Source organism: Limnothrix sp. PR1529 (assembly GCF_002742025.1).
Lineage (GTDB): Bacteria > Cyanobacteriota > Cyanobacteriia > CACIAM-69d > CACIAM-69d > CACIAM-69d.
This window is the reverse complement of sequence record NZ_LIRO01000125.1, coordinates 21,307-38,233: the sequence shown is the minus strand read 5'-3', so window position 1 is coordinate 38,233 and position 16,927 is coordinate 21,307. Positions and strand designations below refer to the sequence as shown.

The window sequence follows — 16,927 nt, the reverse complement described above, 5'->3', positions numbered from 1 at the left end:
GCAGGAGGAGCGACCACTTGGGCCGCCACCGGAGCGCTGGGGGGCCCTGACTGCACCACGGTGGACGGTGGCGCGGGGGTGGTGACCGTGTTGGCGGCCGGTGGTGGCGGGGCCGCCCGAGGCGGCGGAGCCGTGGGGGGCGGCGGTGGGGCCACGCGCGGCGGGGCCATGTTGATCGGGAGGGTTTGCTCGTTGTTCCCGATCGGGGGAGGCGACGGAGGACGACCAGCAACCGGCGGCGGCGGCGGCGGGGCCACCCGAGGCGGTGGTGGCGGCGGCGGCGGGGGAACCGGGGGACGGGAGGCGTTCGTCATGGTCGTTTCCTCGTCGATGTCCTTGAGTGCGTTGAGCCAGTTGGGTGGTTGAGGTCAACTGGGCCGAGGTGGCGTTGAGAGAATGCGATGGTGTGATTGATTGCCCTGGGGAAATCGCCCTGGTGGCCTTCACGCTGGGAAAGTCACGCTGGGGAAACCACCCTGGGAAAGGGCATGAGAAGACTTCAGGATTGGGATTGCGAGAAGTCTTCGGGGCGATCGCCCGCTGATCAGTCGGGATTGGGGGGCGATCGGGGCTAGTCACGCCATAGCATGACCTGTTGTTTATTGTGGCTCATTGTTGGCCCTGACGGTGCATCAATCATCACTGAATCGGGATCAGCAATCTCACTCTCAAAATCGACCAAAATTCAGACAATTTCGACATTTTTTGAAAACACTGGTGCATTTTTAACTCAGTATTTATACGGGGTGTAATGTGGCAATTTTCTAGATGCATTGAGTTCACTGTTGATTAACCCTCAATCATCAGGAGCCGGAAGAAACCTATGATGAACCCCCATGGACTGACCCCAACACAACCAAGGGGCCCATCGATCGAACTGATGCGGCACTGATGCGGCCACACAGTCAGATCAACGCTGATTCATAATCAGTGCATTCGCGGGCACACAAAATTCACGAGCACGCTCAGTTCTTGAACGATTAACCAACCAACAGATCTCAAGATTTCATCTCTCAAGATTGCATCCAAGATCTCAAGATCTCAATCAACAGATCATCAAGACCAATCATCAAGACCAACGATCGACCGGTTCCCGAACGAATTGCCAAAGCGCTGGCCGACAAGATGGCGGGATAGATTTTTCAGACTTGGGCGGAGGGCAAAACAAATGAAGGTGGCCTATTTTGATTGCCCAACGGGGCTGGCGGGGGATATGTGTTTGGGGGCGCTGCTGGATGTGGGTGTGCCCTTGGATTATGTGCGATCGCAGCTCGATCGCCTGGGAATTGCCGAGGAATATCGCCTCAGCAGCCAAGCCATGCACCACAACGGCCAGCGAGCCTTGAAAGCGATCGTGGAGTGGCGATCGCCCGGTGGTTCCTTTCAGGTGGAAGATCCCATGGATGAGCCGGGGGAAGGGACTGAACCGTCTGCCCGCTCACCTGAAGCTCTGGGAGATCACGGGCATGAGCATCACGGGCACGAGCATCATGGGCACGGGCATGAGCATCATGATCATGAGCATCACGGGCACGAGCATCATGATCATGGGCATGAACATCACAAGCACGATGATCACGACCATAGCCCCGATCACCATCATCACCACGATCCCCACAACCATCACACCCATCACCACAGCCGCCGTTGGCCAGACATTGAGGCCATGCTTCTGAATTCGTCGCTACCCGATCGGGTGGTGCAATGGAGTCGATCGATCTTTTGGCAGTTGGCCCAAGCGGAAGGGGCTGTTCATGGCATTGCGCCAGAGCAGGTGCAGTTCCACGAGGTGGGGGCGATCGATGCGATCGTGGACGTGGTGGGAACCTGTTTGGGGCTGGATTGGCTGGGGGTTGAGCAGATTTTCTGTTCCGCTTTGCCCACGGGCGGCGGCACGGTTTGGGCGGCCCATGGGCGATTGCCCGTGCCGGTTCCGGCGGTGTTGAAGCTGTTTGAAATGGGACAAGTGCCGGTTTATGCCAACGGAATCGATCGGGAATTGGTGACCCCCACGGGAGCCGCGATCGCCGTGGGATTGGCCCAGGGGTTCGGGTCGCCGCCGGCCATGACCCTTCAGCGGGTGGGGTTGGGCGCGGGCCAGCGATCGCTCCCATTGCCCAACATTATGCGGCTGTGGTTGGGGGAGTTGGCAGCGCCCGCCGGTTTGTCGGCTCCGTTGGTGCGATCGGCCCCTTTGCCCCCGCCGATTGTTCCCCCGCCTCGGAGCGATCGGGGCCCGCAGTCTCCGGCTTCGGGCGATCGGCCCGAGTGGTCTCCCCAGGCGGCCCAGCCATTGCCATCAGGGCAGTCTCGATCGGGCCGATCGGGCCCAGCTTTGCCGGGGCCGGAGAGCCTAGCCAGTCCCCATGATCCTGACCTGGAAACGGTGGCGGTGTTGGAAACCCAAATTGATGATTGCAGCCCCCAGGCGATCGCCTACGCGATCGAGCGGTTGTTGCAGGTGGGGGCCCTGGATGCCTTTGTGCAGCCCGTGACCATGAAGAAATCGCGATCCGGCGTGGCCATCACGGTAATTACGCCCCTGGATCGGTTCACCGCCTGTGAGGATGTGTTGTTTCAAGAAACCACCACGATCGGGATTCGGCGATCGTTTCAACAGCGCCGTGTTTTGCCGCGCCATTTGGAAGTGGTGGACACGGACTATGGCCCCGTGCGGGTGAAGGTGGCTTGGCAAGACGAAACCCGCAAAACGGTTCAAAATGTTCATCCAGAATTTGAGGATGTGGCCGCTTTGGCACGCGATCGGGCCATTTCTTGGCTGGATATTCACCGAGCAGCTTGGATTGCTTGGGAACAGGCGCGTCGGGCCCCGGAGGGCGATCGCTAAAATTCTGCAAGTCAATCACCATCTCAGACCCGTGATCTCGCCATGTATGACGAACTTTTTGCAACCATCAGCGCCCTAGTGATGTGTCATTCGCCCAGCGGGGCCGAACAGGAGGTCGATCGCTGGTTAATCGCTCGTGCTGAGGCTCTGGGGTTGACCTGGAATCAAGACGAGGCCGGTAATTTGATTTTTGTGATTCCCGGGCGCGATCGCACCGCCAAGCCGATCGCCATCACGGCCCACAAGGATGAGATCGGCGCGATTGTCAAAGGCGTTGAGTCCGATGGGCGGGTGCAGTTGCGCAAGCTGGGTGGGGCTTTCCCTTGGGTCTATGGCGAAGGGGCGATCGATCTGTTGGGCGATCGCCAAACCATCACCGGCGTGCTCAGTTTTGGATCGCGCCACGTGTCCCACGAGTCCCCCCAGCGGAATTTGCAGGACAACCAGCCCCTGACCTGGGAGCGGGCTTGGGTGGAAACGGGGCGGATCCCTGCTGAGTTGGCCGCAGCGGGCATTCGGCCCGGCAGCCGCGCCGTGGTGAGCAAACACCGCAAACAACCGCTGCGCCTGGGCCCGAACCAAATCGCCAGCTACACCTTAGATAACAAAGCTTCCGTGGCCATTTTGCTGGATTTGGCAGAACGGCTATTGGCCCAGGAGCCGCCGGCCATGGATCTATATCTGGTTGCTTCCGCCAAGGAAGAGGTGGGAGCCTTGGGAGCCATGTACTTTGCGCAACAACAGAAGCTGGCGGCCCTGATTGCGCTGGAAATTGCCCCGATCGCCCCGGAATACCCGATCGCCCCGGGCCCCGTGCCGGTGTTGCTGTCCCAGGATGCCTATGGACTGTATGACGAAGACCTGAACCGGGCGCTAAAAGCGGCGGCCGAGCGATTGCACTTACCCATTCAATACGCCGTGATCAGCGGATTTGGCAGCGATGGTTCGATCGCCATGAAATTTGGCCATGTGCCCCGGGCCGCCTGCTTGGGCTTCCCCACCCAAAACACCCACGGTTACGAGATTGCCCACCTCAAGGCGATCGCCCGCTGCACGGATATTCTGATGGAATTTGTGCAGCAGCCTTTTCCACCGCCCATTGAAAAGCCAGTCGAAAAGCCAGTTGAACAGATGGACGCGCCTTAAACCTGCTCTAGGTAATCATTCAGGTCAGACATCAGGCGATCGAGCGCCGTTTCCAAACTGAGCCGAATCCGATCGTCCCGCACGGTCAACAGCACCTTCGCCGCAAAGGGCGATGGCCAAATATTGGGGTTACAAAACACCTCCAAAAACACCTCTCCCGCATGTTGATAGTCCAAATTGGCTTGGGGCGTGGGGCGATCGCCGGGAGTCACCTGGGTGGCGGCCTTGATTCGATCGATCAACCCCTTCAATTCCGTTTGTAATTGCCGGGCCGCAGCGGGTGCATAACCAAAAGCAACGGAGCCAGTTTCTAAATTGAGGCGGCAGGTAGGCGTAGTCATCCACAAATTTCCTAAAAATAGCCACACTGCTCCAAGCGCAGAACAGCGGGGCCAAACCATGCCCAATGTCCAAAATTAATGGCCGCGAATGATTCAGCAAATGATTAAGCCGCTCACTGCCCAATCTTGAACAAGGGGTTTAAACCTTTTGTTACCACGAATGTTTTGAGGTTTCTGTCAATTCTGGTGAACAAGGGTCAAGGTAAATTGCAACAAATCTAATCCAACCAACAAATCTATAGAATTCGCAAAATCCTCAGAAATTGGGGCGATCGGGCGATTGCTCTGCATTCAACGCTTGATCCAATGCTTTTACCCCTAGCCCTCAATCCCAAGGAGTCTGGTTAGGATGGCGATTGACCAAGGTTGAAGACCCCCTTACAGCCATGTTTTCGACTGTTTCAATCTCTCAAATTTCCCAACGCCTCCTTGGGGCAGCGCTGGGTTTGGTTTGCACGTTGTCGATCGGCCCCGATGCGGTGCAGGCGACCCCGTCCCCCAAGGAACGCTACAACGAGGCAATTCGGGATGCGGCGGTGGCGGAACCCACCGAGCAGGTTTCGGAGCTGATTCCCCTCACGCCGGATAATCCGAATTTGGTTTGGCATCCCGATCGCCAGCGATTGTTGATGGTGACCTGGAAGAGTCAAAGCTCGTTCGATCGCTTCATCAAACCCGCCACCAACAGTTCCAGCAACGAAAACCAACTGATTTGGGTCACGGCGGCTCCCCAGGTGCAACAGCTTTGTCGGCAATATCGCCAACAGAATCCCAACGCCACTGAAGCGGATTTGAAACTGCGGCTCCAGCAATATTTGGGCTTGGATCCGGCCTGGAACTATGACGTGTTTGTGGAAATGTGGGTGGATGTGCGGGATTTGTTTCGCCCCTGTGCGGATCCGGAAGTGAGCGATCGCCAGTGCCAAGCGGATTTTCCCCAATCCCTGGCGGCGGACTTGCCAAAGGTGGCGGGCATCACCCCCCGATCGGGCATTGCCAACTATCAAACCTTCTTCAAGGGGCTGTATTACCGCAGCATTCGCACCAATCTGCAACCCTTCACCGGCTTGGGCTACACCTACGATTGGGGCAACCCCAACAGCGAAGTGGGAGCCAGCGAATTTATCCTTGTACCCGGTGCGGCCTACACGATCGAGCGGGCCGTGCCCACGGGGGATTATTGCAAACCCGAATGACGCATTCCGGGACTTGCTAGAAGCTCACAAATCATGACTAATCCTGAATAGGATGGGATGATCACGGAACCGCCTGAGGTCTCAAACCCGAGAACAAACCGGTTTGGGATGGGGGGTTAGGCGGTTACCTTGCTCGATCGCCCGTTTGGCACAAGGCTTAGGATTCACAACGCGGAAGCAAGACAAACTGAACAAGCAACCGGCCGAAAAGTTGCAACCAAAATGGGCCATGGGGGGTCTAAGCCTGAGGAATCGCCATCTCAGTCTTGGTCGGGTCTATTTTTGTCGGGTCTGTCGGGTCTATGGAGCAGTCTCCTGATGACCACAGCATCTTCGGAAGGTTAGGGCAGGGCAGCTCTTTGGCGATCGACTCTGGTTTTTCTGAACAATAACGGTGAGTGACATGTTTCCATGGCCCCTAAGGATCGGCTCCTTGATCTTGATCGGCGCGGGGTTGACTTGGGTGGGTCTGAAGGGCCCGATCGGGCAATCGGCCCCTTCAGATTCCCCCGCGTTGGCCCAAGCGGCCGACTCGTCCACGATCGCGCCGGCCGGCGGTGTCACCAACATTCCGGCTTCGGAGCGCTCGACCGATGGTCGCTTGGCCCAGAGAACGGCCACCGCCCTGTTGCGCCGCCCGATCGATTGCCAACTGGGCAAAGATTGCTTTGTGATGCTCTATCCCGACCACGACCCCAGCACGGGCGAGCGGGATTCCATGTGTCGGCACTTGACCTATGACGGTCACAACGGCACGGATTTTGCAATTCCCTTCTGGACTCCGCAAACGGCCGTACCGGTGGTGGCCACGGCGGCGGGCACGGTGTCGGCCATGCGGGATGGTGTGCCCGATCGACGGCTCACATCCCCGGAAGCGCGATCGACCGTGGCGGGCATTGAGTGCGGCAACGGCGTAATGCTAGACCATGGCAACGGCTGGCAAACCCAGTATTGCCACATGAAACAGGGCAGCGTGCGGGTCAAAATTGGCGATCGGGTCCAGGCGGGCAATCCCCTGGGTCTGGTGGGTCTATCGGGCATGACCACCTTTCCCCATGTGCATGTGACGGTGCGCAAGGATGGTAAGGAAGTGGATCCGCTGTTGGGGGGCGATCGGATTGCGGGCTGCGCGACGGGCAACAACACCAACACGGTTTGGAATGACGGGGCGCGCAACTATGTGGCCACGGGGCTAATTCGCAGCGGCTTTGCCCCCAAGCAACCGGTGGAGGATGAGCTGTGGCGCGGCGAGTTCCAAAGCAACCAAATTCCCGGCCAGGCGGAGGCGCTCACCTTTTGGGTTCACGCCTTTGGGGTGCAAAAGGGGGATGTGGAATATTTCAAGCTTTTGGCCCCCGATGGTTCGATCGTCACGGACTATCAACGGCCGATCGACCAAGATCAAAAACAGTGGATTACCTACGTGGGCAAGGGCACTCGGCGATCGCCCCTGATGCCAGGCACTTGGACCGCTTCCTATCGGTTGATGCGGGGTAACCAAACCTTGATTCAGCTCGATCGCCAGCAGGCGGTGGTACGCTAGGCAGCCAGCCTTGGCCGGGACGAAGCCACCTAGCTCGGAAACTGGGGCAGCAGGTTTTGAATCGTGGTCACCAACTGACGCAGACGAACCGGTTTCGTTAAATACTCATTGGCTCCGGCCGCCAAGCACCGATCGCGATCGCCCTCCATGGCCAACGCCGTGAGGGCCACGATCGGCAAGTTAGCGTATTGCGCATCTTGCCGCAGTAATTGCATCGCCTCCAGGCCATCCATCCCCGGCATTTGCACATCCATTAACACCAAATCGGGCTGCGATTGTTGCACTTGAGCGATCGCCTCTGCACCATTTTTGGCCAGAATCACCCGATATCCTTTGGCCGTTAAATAACTCACGATCGTGTTGATGTTGGCCTCTTGATCTTCCGCCAACAAAATGCAGGGAGATCGGCCCCCATCCGTTGATTCAATCACCAGCGATGAATCCAAATTGGCCGATGATTGATCATCACTAGCGTCCGCGATCGTGCGACCAGGATGGTAGGGCAAATCAACCGTGAAGCAACTGCCACTCCCCACCTTGCTCGTGACCCCCACCCGGCCGCCGTGGAGTTCCACAATCCGCTTCACCAGGGCCAACCCCAGCCCCGTTCCTTCGTATTGGCGATTCAGCGCACTATCAATTTGCACAAAGGGACGGAACAGCCGATCTAACTGATCCGGGGCAATTCCAATTCCCGTATCAATGACGGAAAACCGCAGCCAAGATTGAGACGGCTGCGATTCTTGAACGGCGTAATTTTCCAGGGAAACCAACAGCGTCACACGCCCATTTTCCGGCGTGAATTTCACAGCATTATTCAGCAAATTAATCAGCACTTGCCGCATTCGCCGTTCATCTAACAATGCGTGGGGCAACTGACTGGGAATTTGAGTATCTACCTGAATATGTTTCTTCAGGGCCTGTTGTTTAATGAAAGTCAAACTAGATTGACACAAAGGCACGATCGCCGTGGGTGCTTGATCTAATTCCAATTGCCCCGATTCAATTTTGGCCACATCCAAAATGTCATTAATCAGGGAGAGCAAATGGGAGCCGGTACGCTCGATCGTCCCCAAGGCTTTGAGCTGACTATCATTAATCGAGCCAAAAACCTGTTCCTGCAACCCTTCGGTCATGCCCAAAATGGCATTCAAGGGCGTGCGTAATTCATGGCTCATGTTGGCCAAAAATTCATCTTTCAGGCGAGTCGCCCGAATTAATTCATCATTGGTGCGCTGTAGCTGTTCTTCGGCTTGGCGGCGCTGGCGATCGACCCGATAGCCCTCAATTAGGGTGCTACAGGTGACCAAAAATGGCTCTAGATAACCCACCATGCTCGACTCATAACCGCCGGGCCGGTTGGCAATTCCAATCATCCCCACCAATTGATTGCCTTGATAGAATGGAATGCCTAAAAATGCCTGCAAGGGAGGGTGGCCGGGTGGTGTGCCGCCACTGCGCGGGTCGGTGCTGGGACTGTTGGCAATCACGGGTTTACCGGTCATGATCACAGCGCCAAAGAGCGTGTTCATGTTGGTAAATTGCATTCCCGTTTCATAGTTATCTTCATAGAACTTTTGCGTATTTGCATCCCAAGCAATGTTGGTGACGCTGTGGGATTGCAGGTAGGGAACGCCTTTAATTTTGAGAAAGCCTTCTTCGATCGCGGCACTGCCATCGCCTCGAAATAGCGCTTCTCCGATAAAGCCATATTCACTTTCGGTCAGTTCTAATAAGCCATTCAGAAGGCCTTCAAAGATTGTTAATCGATTGGCAGCCGTAATAAATTCCGTTTGGGCTTGGCTGATGGTAGAAAGCAGGAAGTTGCTATTTTTGAGGTCAATTTCTGCTCGTTTGCGCGGGGTGATATCAAAACGAACGGCCAAAAATCGAATCGGTTTCCCTGCGCGATCGAGAAACGGCACGATCGTGCTGTCTACCCAATAGAGCCGACCATCTTTCGCGCGGTTGCAAATTTCCCCGCGCCAAATTTGCCCCGCCAAAATGGTGTCCCACAAGTCCTTAAAGAAGGAGGCGGGATGGTGGCCAGACTTCACGAGTCGATGGGTTTTGCCAATCAATTCCTCGCGGCTGTAGCCGGAAACCGCGATAAATCGATCGTTGACATAGGTCATGACCCCTTGGGCATCGGTAATCACCACGATCGCGGAGGCATCGAGCGCCAGCTTAAAGGCGGCCAATTCCTGAAGCAGCCGTTCTCGCTCCAGTTCTGCTTGCTTGAGGGGGGTGATGTCTTCGGCAATGCCCGCGAGGCGATAAACCTCTCCTTGGGCGTTGCAAATGGGGAATGCCCGATCGCGAATCCAACGCTGTTCGCCATCGGGCCGCAGGATCCGATATTCCTCGTCAAATTCGCCCAATAACTGTTTGGGAAGGGCGGTCAAGACCCGATCGTGATCCAGGGGGTGAATGCTGGTGGCCCAACTGTCGGGGGTGATATAGAGTTCTTCGCTGGGTCTGCCCCAAATCCGCTCGTAGGCGGGGCTGACGTAGATCCGATTGGTGCGATTGAGATCCAAAATCCAAAATACCGAGTCCACGGCTTCGGCCAATTGGCGGAATTTTTCTTCGCTCTCGCGCAGGGCTTCTTCGGAACGTTTGCGATCGCTGATGTCCACCACCACGCAAACACAGCTACCGGTTGCGGGGGCAATCATGGCCACGCCGATTAGCACCCACACCCAATGGCCATTTCGATGCACGTAGGCCTTTTCCCAAGGGGCGATCACCTCGTGTTGCCGCAGGTGTTCAATGGCCGCGATGTCTTGCGCTCGATATTCGGGCGGTGTGAGTTCGGCCCAGTTTAAGCGCCCGGCTTGCAAGTCCAGGCGATCGTAGCCCAGCATTTCCAAGAAGCAGTCGTTGGCATCAACAATCAGCCCCTCAAAGTTGGTGAAGATGGTTCCCACCACGTTGGAGTCAAACACACGGCGGAATTTCTCTTCGCTTTGCCGCAGGGCCGCCTCGGCCTGTTTGCGATCGCTGATGTCATAGTTCACGCCAATCATGCTTTGGGGCTGGCCTTGGGCATCACAAAGCAGCTCGCCATAGGCCTTGATGTGGCGGACGGTGCCATCGGCAAGCATGACTCGAAATTCGGTGTCGTAACGGGCTTCGCCACGGGTGGCGGCATGGAGTAACTGTTCGGTGGCCGGTCGATCGTCCGGATGGACGGAACTGGCCCAAATGTCGTAGGGCAGGCGCTGATTTTGGCCGGGTTCCACGGGCGCAACCCCATACAGGCTGTACATCCGCTCATCCCAAACCAGGGTGTTGGCTCGAATATTCCATTGCCAACAGCCGATCGCGCCGGATTCCAGGGCAAGGGTGAGCCGTTGGGACAGGTCGGCCAATTGGCGTTCGGCATTTTTGCGATCGCGAATATCCCGAAAGATGCCTTGCACCAGTTGGGTTTGGCCCACCTGCACGATCGAGCCGGTAATTTCCACCGGAATTGCTTGCCCATCGGCCCGCTGAATTTGACCATTGGTGAGCTGGCACGGACCATCCGTAATCACCGATTGGAAGGCCTGCACCATCTCCTCCTGGCAATCGATCGGGTGCAACTGGGATTGGTGCATCTGGATCAGTTGGGCGCGGTCATAGCCAAACAGTTCCTCCGCCTTGCGATTCACTTCCAGGATTTCCCCTTGAAGGTTGGTCACCACGATCGCGTCACTTGCCCCCGCCATCAAGCCACGATAGCGAGCTTCCCGTTCCTGAAGTTGGGCTTCGGCGGCCTTGCGCTCGGTCACATCCCGCACCATCACCAGGGCCGCATCCGCATCACTGCCCACAATCCGCAATTCCTCATCCAGAACCCGATCGCCCAGGATCCGCCGCTGTTCAATGACTTGCAGTTGGCCGGTTTCGATCGTCTGGTTCACCGCCTCCAACACCGCCTCCAACTGATCCGCCGCCACCCAATCGGTCAACTGGGAGAGGGTTGGGGTGTCCGCTGCCTCCAACGAATCGCCAGTCGCCTCAGCGCGGAAGCGGCCCCAGGGATGTTTCGCCTGGGTGAGGGTGCTGTAGTCCAAACATTGGCCCCGAGGGGTCACCCGCAGCAGGCGATCGGGAATGGCCGCCACCATTGCCCGAATCTGGGCTTCCCGAATTTGCAGCGTGGTGGTGCGCTTGGCCACCTTCCGCTCCAAGGACTGATTCAAGTCCCGCAGTTGCCATTCCACTTGTTTGCGATCGCTGATGTTGCGCACCAAAACCAACACCTCGTCATCGCGGTAAGGAACCACCCGCACTTCCTCAATTCGCAACACCTCATGGGTGGACAGATTTTGCTCATAGAACTGAACGGTTTTGGTGGCCAAGGCTCGCTGAATGGCTTTCATCCGCTTTTGGGCGGCCACCGGCGGCAGCAATTCCGACACATGCTTACCGACCCAACTACTTAAATCGCCAACCCGATCGAACTCAGGGTTGGCGACAAATTCCAGAAAAATCCCTTCAGCATTCAGCCGCACTAACAAATCCGGCAGCGCACTGACTAGGGCCCGTTGGTGTGCTTCCGCTTCCCGCAAGGCCGCCTCGGCCCGGCGACGCTCTTCCAACTCCGCGGCCAAGACCGCATGGGATGTGGCCTGCTTGAGGGCAATGCCCACCTGCACCCCCAGGGCTTGCAGCAAGTCAATTTCCGCGGCCTGCCAAAGTCGCGGGCGATCGTGCTCACTGGCCACCATCAACCCCCACAGGCGATCGCCCACCAGCAAGGGCAAAATCAGTTGGGCCCGCATCTGGAGGCCGAGCAGCAAATCTCGGTGGCAGTCTGACAACGGCGCAGTGGTGACATCCTCCAGCACCCGCACTTGGCCCCGCCGAAAGGGATCCAGAAAAGCCGACCCCAAACAGGCATCCTGAACCCGTCGCCCCAACAGGGACTGACCCTGATCGCTCGGATCCGCCAAAGCCTCCGCGATCGTTACGCCGCTGCAATCGCCCTCAAATTGATAGACAATCACCCGCGCACAGTTCAGCAGCCGCTGCACTTGCTGCACCGTCGTTTCCAAAATGGTGTGCAAATCCAGGGCATTGTGAATTTGCGTGGCCACTTCCCGCAACAGCGCTTCCCGTTCCGCCTGTTGCCGCAGTTGGGCGGTGCGCTCGGCCACCTCCCGCTCCAGTTCCTGCGCTCGGCTTTCCAGCAGCGCCAATCGTTCTTGCTCCAACTGCGACACCTGGGTTTCCAGCACCGTCGCCAAGTTGTAGATTTCCAGCGGATTCAAGGCCTGTAGCAGGCGCGTTTGGCTGAGGATGCCCAGCAATTGCCCCTGGTCATTGGTGATGGCCAATCGCCGAATCCAGCGATCGGCCATCAACTGTTGCGCCTCCCACAGGCTGGTGTGGGGACTGACGCTAAACACCGGGCTGCTCATCACGAGATGGGCACTGGTTTGATCCAAGGGCAACCCCAGGGCCTGAAATTGCACCATATCCCGCTCGGTCACCAGGCCCACAGGCGGCCCACCCATCGGCTGTAGAGATGAGGCAGCGGCAAGATCGCCCTCAAGATCACCCTCAAGATTGCTCTCTGATTTCGCCGCTGGATCATCGATCGCCCCGATCGCTGCGTGGGCCGGATCCACCAACACCACGCAACTCACCTGGTTCTCACTCATTAATTGCGCCAATTCCAACAAAGAGGCGTGAGAGCTGGCCACCACAATCGATCGGCTCATCACTTCCTGGACTTGGCGCAACCGCAACAGGTCGATCGGGCGGGCCAACTGGCGCAAACTTTCCTGGGTAATTAGCCCCAACAGGCGATCGGCCTCATCCACCACCGGCAAATGTCGAATTCGATGTTTCGTCAACAGATGAATGGTGGAAAACAAATCCGTAAACTCACTCTCCCGCAGCATCACCAGTTCCCGCGTCATCACGGCGGTCACCGGGCGATCAAGCGGGCACTGCTGCGCACTCAAGCGCACCAAATCTCGCTCCGTCAAAATGCCCACCACCCGATCGTCCACCCTCACCAGCACACAACTGGGGCGAGACCCGATCGCCGCCTTCTGTGGATCCGCCTGGGCCGCCGGCAGCCCACTCATCAGGGAAACCACATCCCAGACCGTTGCCGCCGCATCAACCACCAATGGTTGGCGGATAATAGCCGCCCTCAGTTCAGAAACCGTCAGCATAGGAAACGGAATGGACATGACAGGACTTGTTTTTGAGCGAGAAAAATCGAGCGCATCCGGCTAACGGAGGTCAAAGCAGCTAAATTTGCCCCCAATTAGCTTTAAAACTCCCCCAAAACACAGCAAAAGCCCATTGCTTGGCGCGAATACTAGCTTAGGTCTGGCCGATCCTGCATCAGATCATCTCCCCACGGGTTCTATCAATTTGTTCTCAGCTCAGGGGAGCGATCGGGATCACAGCCGAAAACAGCATCTCCTAACAGCTAAAGTACCCCGACCAAAAACCCAAGCGATCCCAGACCACCACGATAGGCCTTTGATCAATTGACCTCACCGAAAAGTTATGCAAGATCCACACCAGCCGCCACAGTTTACCGTCTTAATCAAGCTAGAAATGCTTTTAGATACCCTGACGGCGATCTGTGACTAAGCCATGATAGCTATCGCTTTTCCTCTAAAATTGACGTAAAACGAGCATAGCACGTGACTTTCTTTACCAAGAGTCATATCTTTATTTTATTTTTAATTCTCTCAAAAAGTCAAAAATGATACCTTGCATTGTCAAGCAGTCCCTAAAATCCCTCCCAGTTAAAAACTAACCCTAAAAAGCAAAATGGTGAAATCTGATCAAAAAATTCAACAAAATCGACTCACGCGCAAGTCTATAGAGTAAGCATTAATCGCCGCAATGAATGGGTTTTTGGCGATCACATTATCCAAAACACGATCCATCATTTGTTGAATTTCCTGTTGAATCGCAGCTTTGAGTAGCGAACTTTCCATAATCATTCCAGTGTTGCTAGTTTTCGGTCAGCGCAAAAAGTAAGATCAGAGACATTGCAAGATGGATTGGGCGATCGCAGCGATTACCGGCACAGAAACCGCATTCCCGAATTGTTTCTTAGCGATGCTGCTATTGGGATGCAGAATAAAGTTTTCTGGGAATCCCTGGAGTTTGGCATAGTCCTGGGCCGTGAGCGATCGAAACTGGCCGGGATAGTAAATCTCTGCCAAAAATTGTTGCTTATAGGTATTGGGTTCACAGCCTCTGAGAGCTGCTGTCGCCACAAAATCACGGGTTCCGCTGGCCGTTAGCGTCCCGATCGCTTCAGCAGTAGGCAAGAAAGTTCGCGATACCCCCTGAATGCCAGTTGAGATTTTGGAGTTTTCAAAATCAAAGCGATCAGCTGTGACTTCTCGCAAAATCTCTCTTTGCACCAAAGCCGTGATTTCAGCATCGACTAGATCAGGAATCAACCCTTGAAAATTTTCTAAAGAAAGGGGATTACCATCCTTGGGGCCATATTTCTTTTTACGATGATTTCTCAGCAGGGTCATGCAGATAAATTTTGCCCGATCGCTCGTTGGAATCAGATCCCAAGAGTGAATGGTGCTGTGCCCATCGCGCACATCACTGAACAGGAAAAAATCATTGAGTTCGTCAATTTTTTGGAATCGCCCACGGGAGGCAGGAATCTTATCGCCAAAGAGCGATCGCGGTGAAAACTTTAATTTGGGTTCCGAGCAAGCGGGCAAATCATCTAAGACTTCATAGAGTTTGCGGGGGCGATCGCTGGCGGCAGGGAACTGAAATTGCCCGCACGTTCCAGATCGTTACGTAAACCGACTAATATGTTGGTCTCAATCTGCTTGAAGCCAATCAAGGTTTGATCAGAAAAAACCTAAGCTATTGCAGACTGTTTCGATGAGCTATTTCTATCAACATCAAGACGAGAACCGGTGGGGCAATCTGGTAAATATGCCAGGATAATCCTTTCAGGTGAAACTCCCTTTTTGACTAAATCGTAGAAAATTCCATGTTCTATGCCATCATATTCAATCCTAATCATTTCTTGCTCTAGGACAACGTAGATCAAATTTCCACGAATGCGGCGATCGCGATCCCATCCTGTTTGCATCAGGGCATAACGACCCTGGTGATCATCAAAAATTGTCTCTAGTCGAATCTTTCCGTGAGAAGGCTGGAACTGAGCATAATGCTCAATCACTTGCTTGATAATTTCACTGGCTGCTAAGGATTGATCCATTGAATAATTTCCTCATGCTCTAAATTGACAACAATCAAATTCAAAGGCAGTTTCTCAATTACCAATTGTCCAATTGGCTCTCTAAAAAAATTGTGATACACATCTTCTGAGATTGCCAAATATAAAATACGATCAGGATCAACTTCTTGGAGCAATAAAAGATAAAGCTGATATTGACCGATCGCTTGCTGAAGTTCAGTGATTAATGAAGCGCTCCGGAATGTTTTGATTTCAATTGCAATGCGCTCACTGGAGCGACTAGCCCCAACGATCGCACTCAACAATCCACTCTCTGTTGCACCAAGGTCGATGAATAGAAAACGCTCACCATAGGCAATTACAAACGGATCGTCAGTAATTTGCCAGCCATCTTTGAGAATTGCTCGCCGAATAATGTCGTGAATTTGATCACGTTGTGGCATTGAATCTATCCATTATGTTAACCAAATATTCTGAGTGAGTCGGGGATAAATGGAGAAACTAATTGACGGGAGCGCGGCTGAGTTCGACGGCATCGCGGCCGTCGAGTTCTTGGAGGTAGACTTTCACCTTTTCGTCCTTGGCGGTGGGCAGCACTTTGCCGGTGTAGTCCGGGTGAATGGGCAGTTGGCGATGACCCCGATCGACCAAAGATAACAACCGAATCGACTCGGGCCGGCCGTAATCCAAGGTGGCGTTTAAGGCTCCGCGAATGGTGCGGCCGGTGAAGATTACGTCATCCACCAAAACAGTGATTTTGCCCGTGAGATCGACGGGAATATCGCTGCGTTCGGGGGTGCGGGGGCCAATTTTGTCGAGGTCGTCGCGATAGAAGGTGATGTCCAGTGCGCCGACGGGAACGGTTACGCCTTCGAGCATTTCGATTTGGCGGGCCAGCAGTTTGGCCAGGGGTACGCCCCGGGTGTAGATGCCCACGAGGACGACTTTGGAGAGGTCGCCCGATCGCTCAACCACTTCGGACGCAAGCCGGTTGACGGTGCGGCGCAACTCGTCGGCGGACAAAATTTCGATCGTGGCGGCAATTTCGGGGGACATATCCGGCGCGGGCGTTGATTTATTTGTGGATTATGCACGCGATCGACCGTTTCGCGGTGGGGGCGATCGCGCGATCGCCCCCAATCATTACGCTTCCACCTTCACGCCGCGCCAGAAGGCCACATAACCAGCGATTTTCTTGGCAGCATCCTTGGGTTCGGGATAGTACCAGGCGGCATCGGGGTTGGTTTGGCCATCCACGGCGATCGTGTAGTAGCTGGCCACGCCTTTCCAGCCGCAGGTGGTGTGGGTGTTGCTGGGTTGAAAATAGTCCGACTTAATCGCGTCGGGCGGGAAATAGTGGTTTCCTTCCACAACTTCGGTGCGATCGCTCTCAGCAATCACGGTTCCGTTCCAAATTGCTTTGGCCATGGGCTTCTTGACTTGTCCTTGCAGGGTAGTTGTGTGGTCTGTTTTTAAAGATAGCGGCACAGACGAACAATCAGATCACAGCAATTAGCCACAGCAACGTCGCAGACTCATCTGAGGTTTTTGATGGGCAGGACATCTCGATGGTTCAGTCTCGGTGGAAACGGCCGCTAGTAGTATTTAGGTAGAATGATGAGAGAAAGTCAGGAAGTGATGACAAAGACT

Annotated in this window: 11 protein-coding genes and 1 pseudogene; 4 read left to right on the top strand and 8 right to left on the bottom strand. The window is 55.4% G+C overall.

The window, feature by feature from the left end; genetic code table 11:
• Positions 1-314: pseudogene (locus AMR42_RS20930) on the bottom strand (transglycosylase); the annotation flags it as partial.
• Between the two features lie 854 nt (positions 315-1,168).
• On the opposite strand from AMR42_RS20930, the gene larC reads away from it, so the two are divergent.
• Both larC and AMR42_RS17440 read left to right on the top strand, forming a co-directional pair.
• Positions 1,169-2,848: a nickel pincer cofactor biosynthesis protein LarC gene (larC, locus tag AMR42_RS17445; RefSeq protein WP_099534927.1), complete on the top strand. Its 1,680-nt coding sequence runs from the start codon at positions 1,169-1,171 to the stop codon at positions 2,846-2,848.
• Between the two features lie 42 nt (positions 2,849-2,890).
• The gene (locus tag AMR42_RS17440) at positions 2,891-3,994 is read left to right on the top strand and encodes a M42 family metallopeptidase (RefSeq protein ID WP_099534926.1); all 1,104 of its coding nucleotides are present in this window, start codon (positions 2,891-2,893) and stop codon (positions 3,992-3,994) included.
• Here the strand turns inward: AMR42_RS17440 and AMR42_RS17435 are convergent.
• Positions 3,991-4,335: a hypothetical protein gene (locus AMR42_RS17435; RefSeq protein WP_099534925.1), complete on the bottom strand. Its 345-nt coding sequence runs from the start codon at positions 4,333-4,335 to the stop codon at positions 3,991-3,993. The genes AMR42_RS17440 and AMR42_RS17435 overlap by 4 nt on opposite strands.
• Before the next feature lie 386 nt (positions 4,336-4,721).
• Here AMR42_RS17435 and AMR42_RS17430 point away from each other — a divergent pair, with 386 nt between their 5' ends.
• Positions 4,722-5,531: a hypothetical protein gene (locus AMR42_RS17430; protein ID WP_099534924.1), complete on the top strand. Its 810-nt coding sequence runs from the start codon at positions 4,722-4,724 to the stop codon at positions 5,529-5,531.
• Positions 5,532-5,934: 403 nt separating this feature from the next.
• Complete coding sequence (locus AMR42_RS17425; protein WP_234407077.1) at positions 5,935-7,074, top strand: M23 family metallopeptidase; 1,140 nt, start codon at positions 5,935-5,937, stop codon at positions 7,072-7,074.
• A gap of 29 nt (positions 7,075-7,103) precedes the next feature.
• On the opposite strand, the gene AMR42_RS17420 is transcribed toward AMR42_RS17425, so the two are convergent.
• The 6 genes from AMR42_RS17420 to AMR42_RS17395 form a co-directional block, all read right to left on the bottom strand.
• Positions 7,104-13,250: a PAS domain S-box protein gene (locus tag AMR42_RS17420; RefSeq protein ID WP_158234530.1), complete on the bottom strand. Its 6,147-nt coding sequence runs from the start codon at positions 13,248-13,250 to the stop codon at positions 7,104-7,106.
• A gap of 828 nt (positions 13,251-14,078) precedes the next feature.
• Complete coding sequence (locus tag AMR42_RS17415; protein WP_099534921.1) at positions 14,079-14,786, bottom strand: DNA cytosine methyltransferase; 708 nt, start codon at positions 14,784-14,786, stop codon at positions 14,079-14,081.
• A gap of 146 nt (positions 14,787-14,932) precedes the next feature.
• Positions 14,933-15,298: an element excision factor XisI family protein gene (locus tag AMR42_RS17410; protein WP_099534920.1), complete on the bottom strand. Its 366-nt coding sequence runs from the start codon at positions 15,296-15,298 to the stop codon at positions 14,933-14,935.
• On the bottom strand, positions 15,283-15,720 hold the full coding sequence (locus AMR42_RS17405; RefSeq protein WP_099534919.1) for an element excision factor XisH family protein: 438 nt from the start codon (positions 15,718-15,720) through the stop codon (positions 15,283-15,285). The genes AMR42_RS17410 and AMR42_RS17405 overlap by 16 nt, the downstream gene beginning before the upstream one ends.
• A gap of 58 nt (positions 15,721-15,778) precedes the next feature.
• The gene (pyrR, locus tag AMR42_RS17400; protein ID WP_099534918.1) at positions 15,779-16,333 is read right to left on the bottom strand and encodes a bifunctional pyr operon transcriptional regulator/uracil phosphoribosyltransferase PyrR; all 555 of its coding nucleotides are present in this window, start codon (positions 16,331-16,333) and stop codon (positions 15,779-15,781) included.
• A gap of 87 nt (positions 16,334-16,420) precedes the next feature.
• Positions 16,421-16,705 carry a DUF427 domain-containing protein gene (locus AMR42_RS17395; RefSeq protein WP_099534917.1) on the bottom strand — a complete coding sequence of 95 codons (285 nt, stop codon included), beginning with the start codon at positions 16,703-16,705 and terminating at the stop codon, positions 16,421-16,423.
• Positions 16,706-16,927 lie beyond the last annotated feature (222 nt).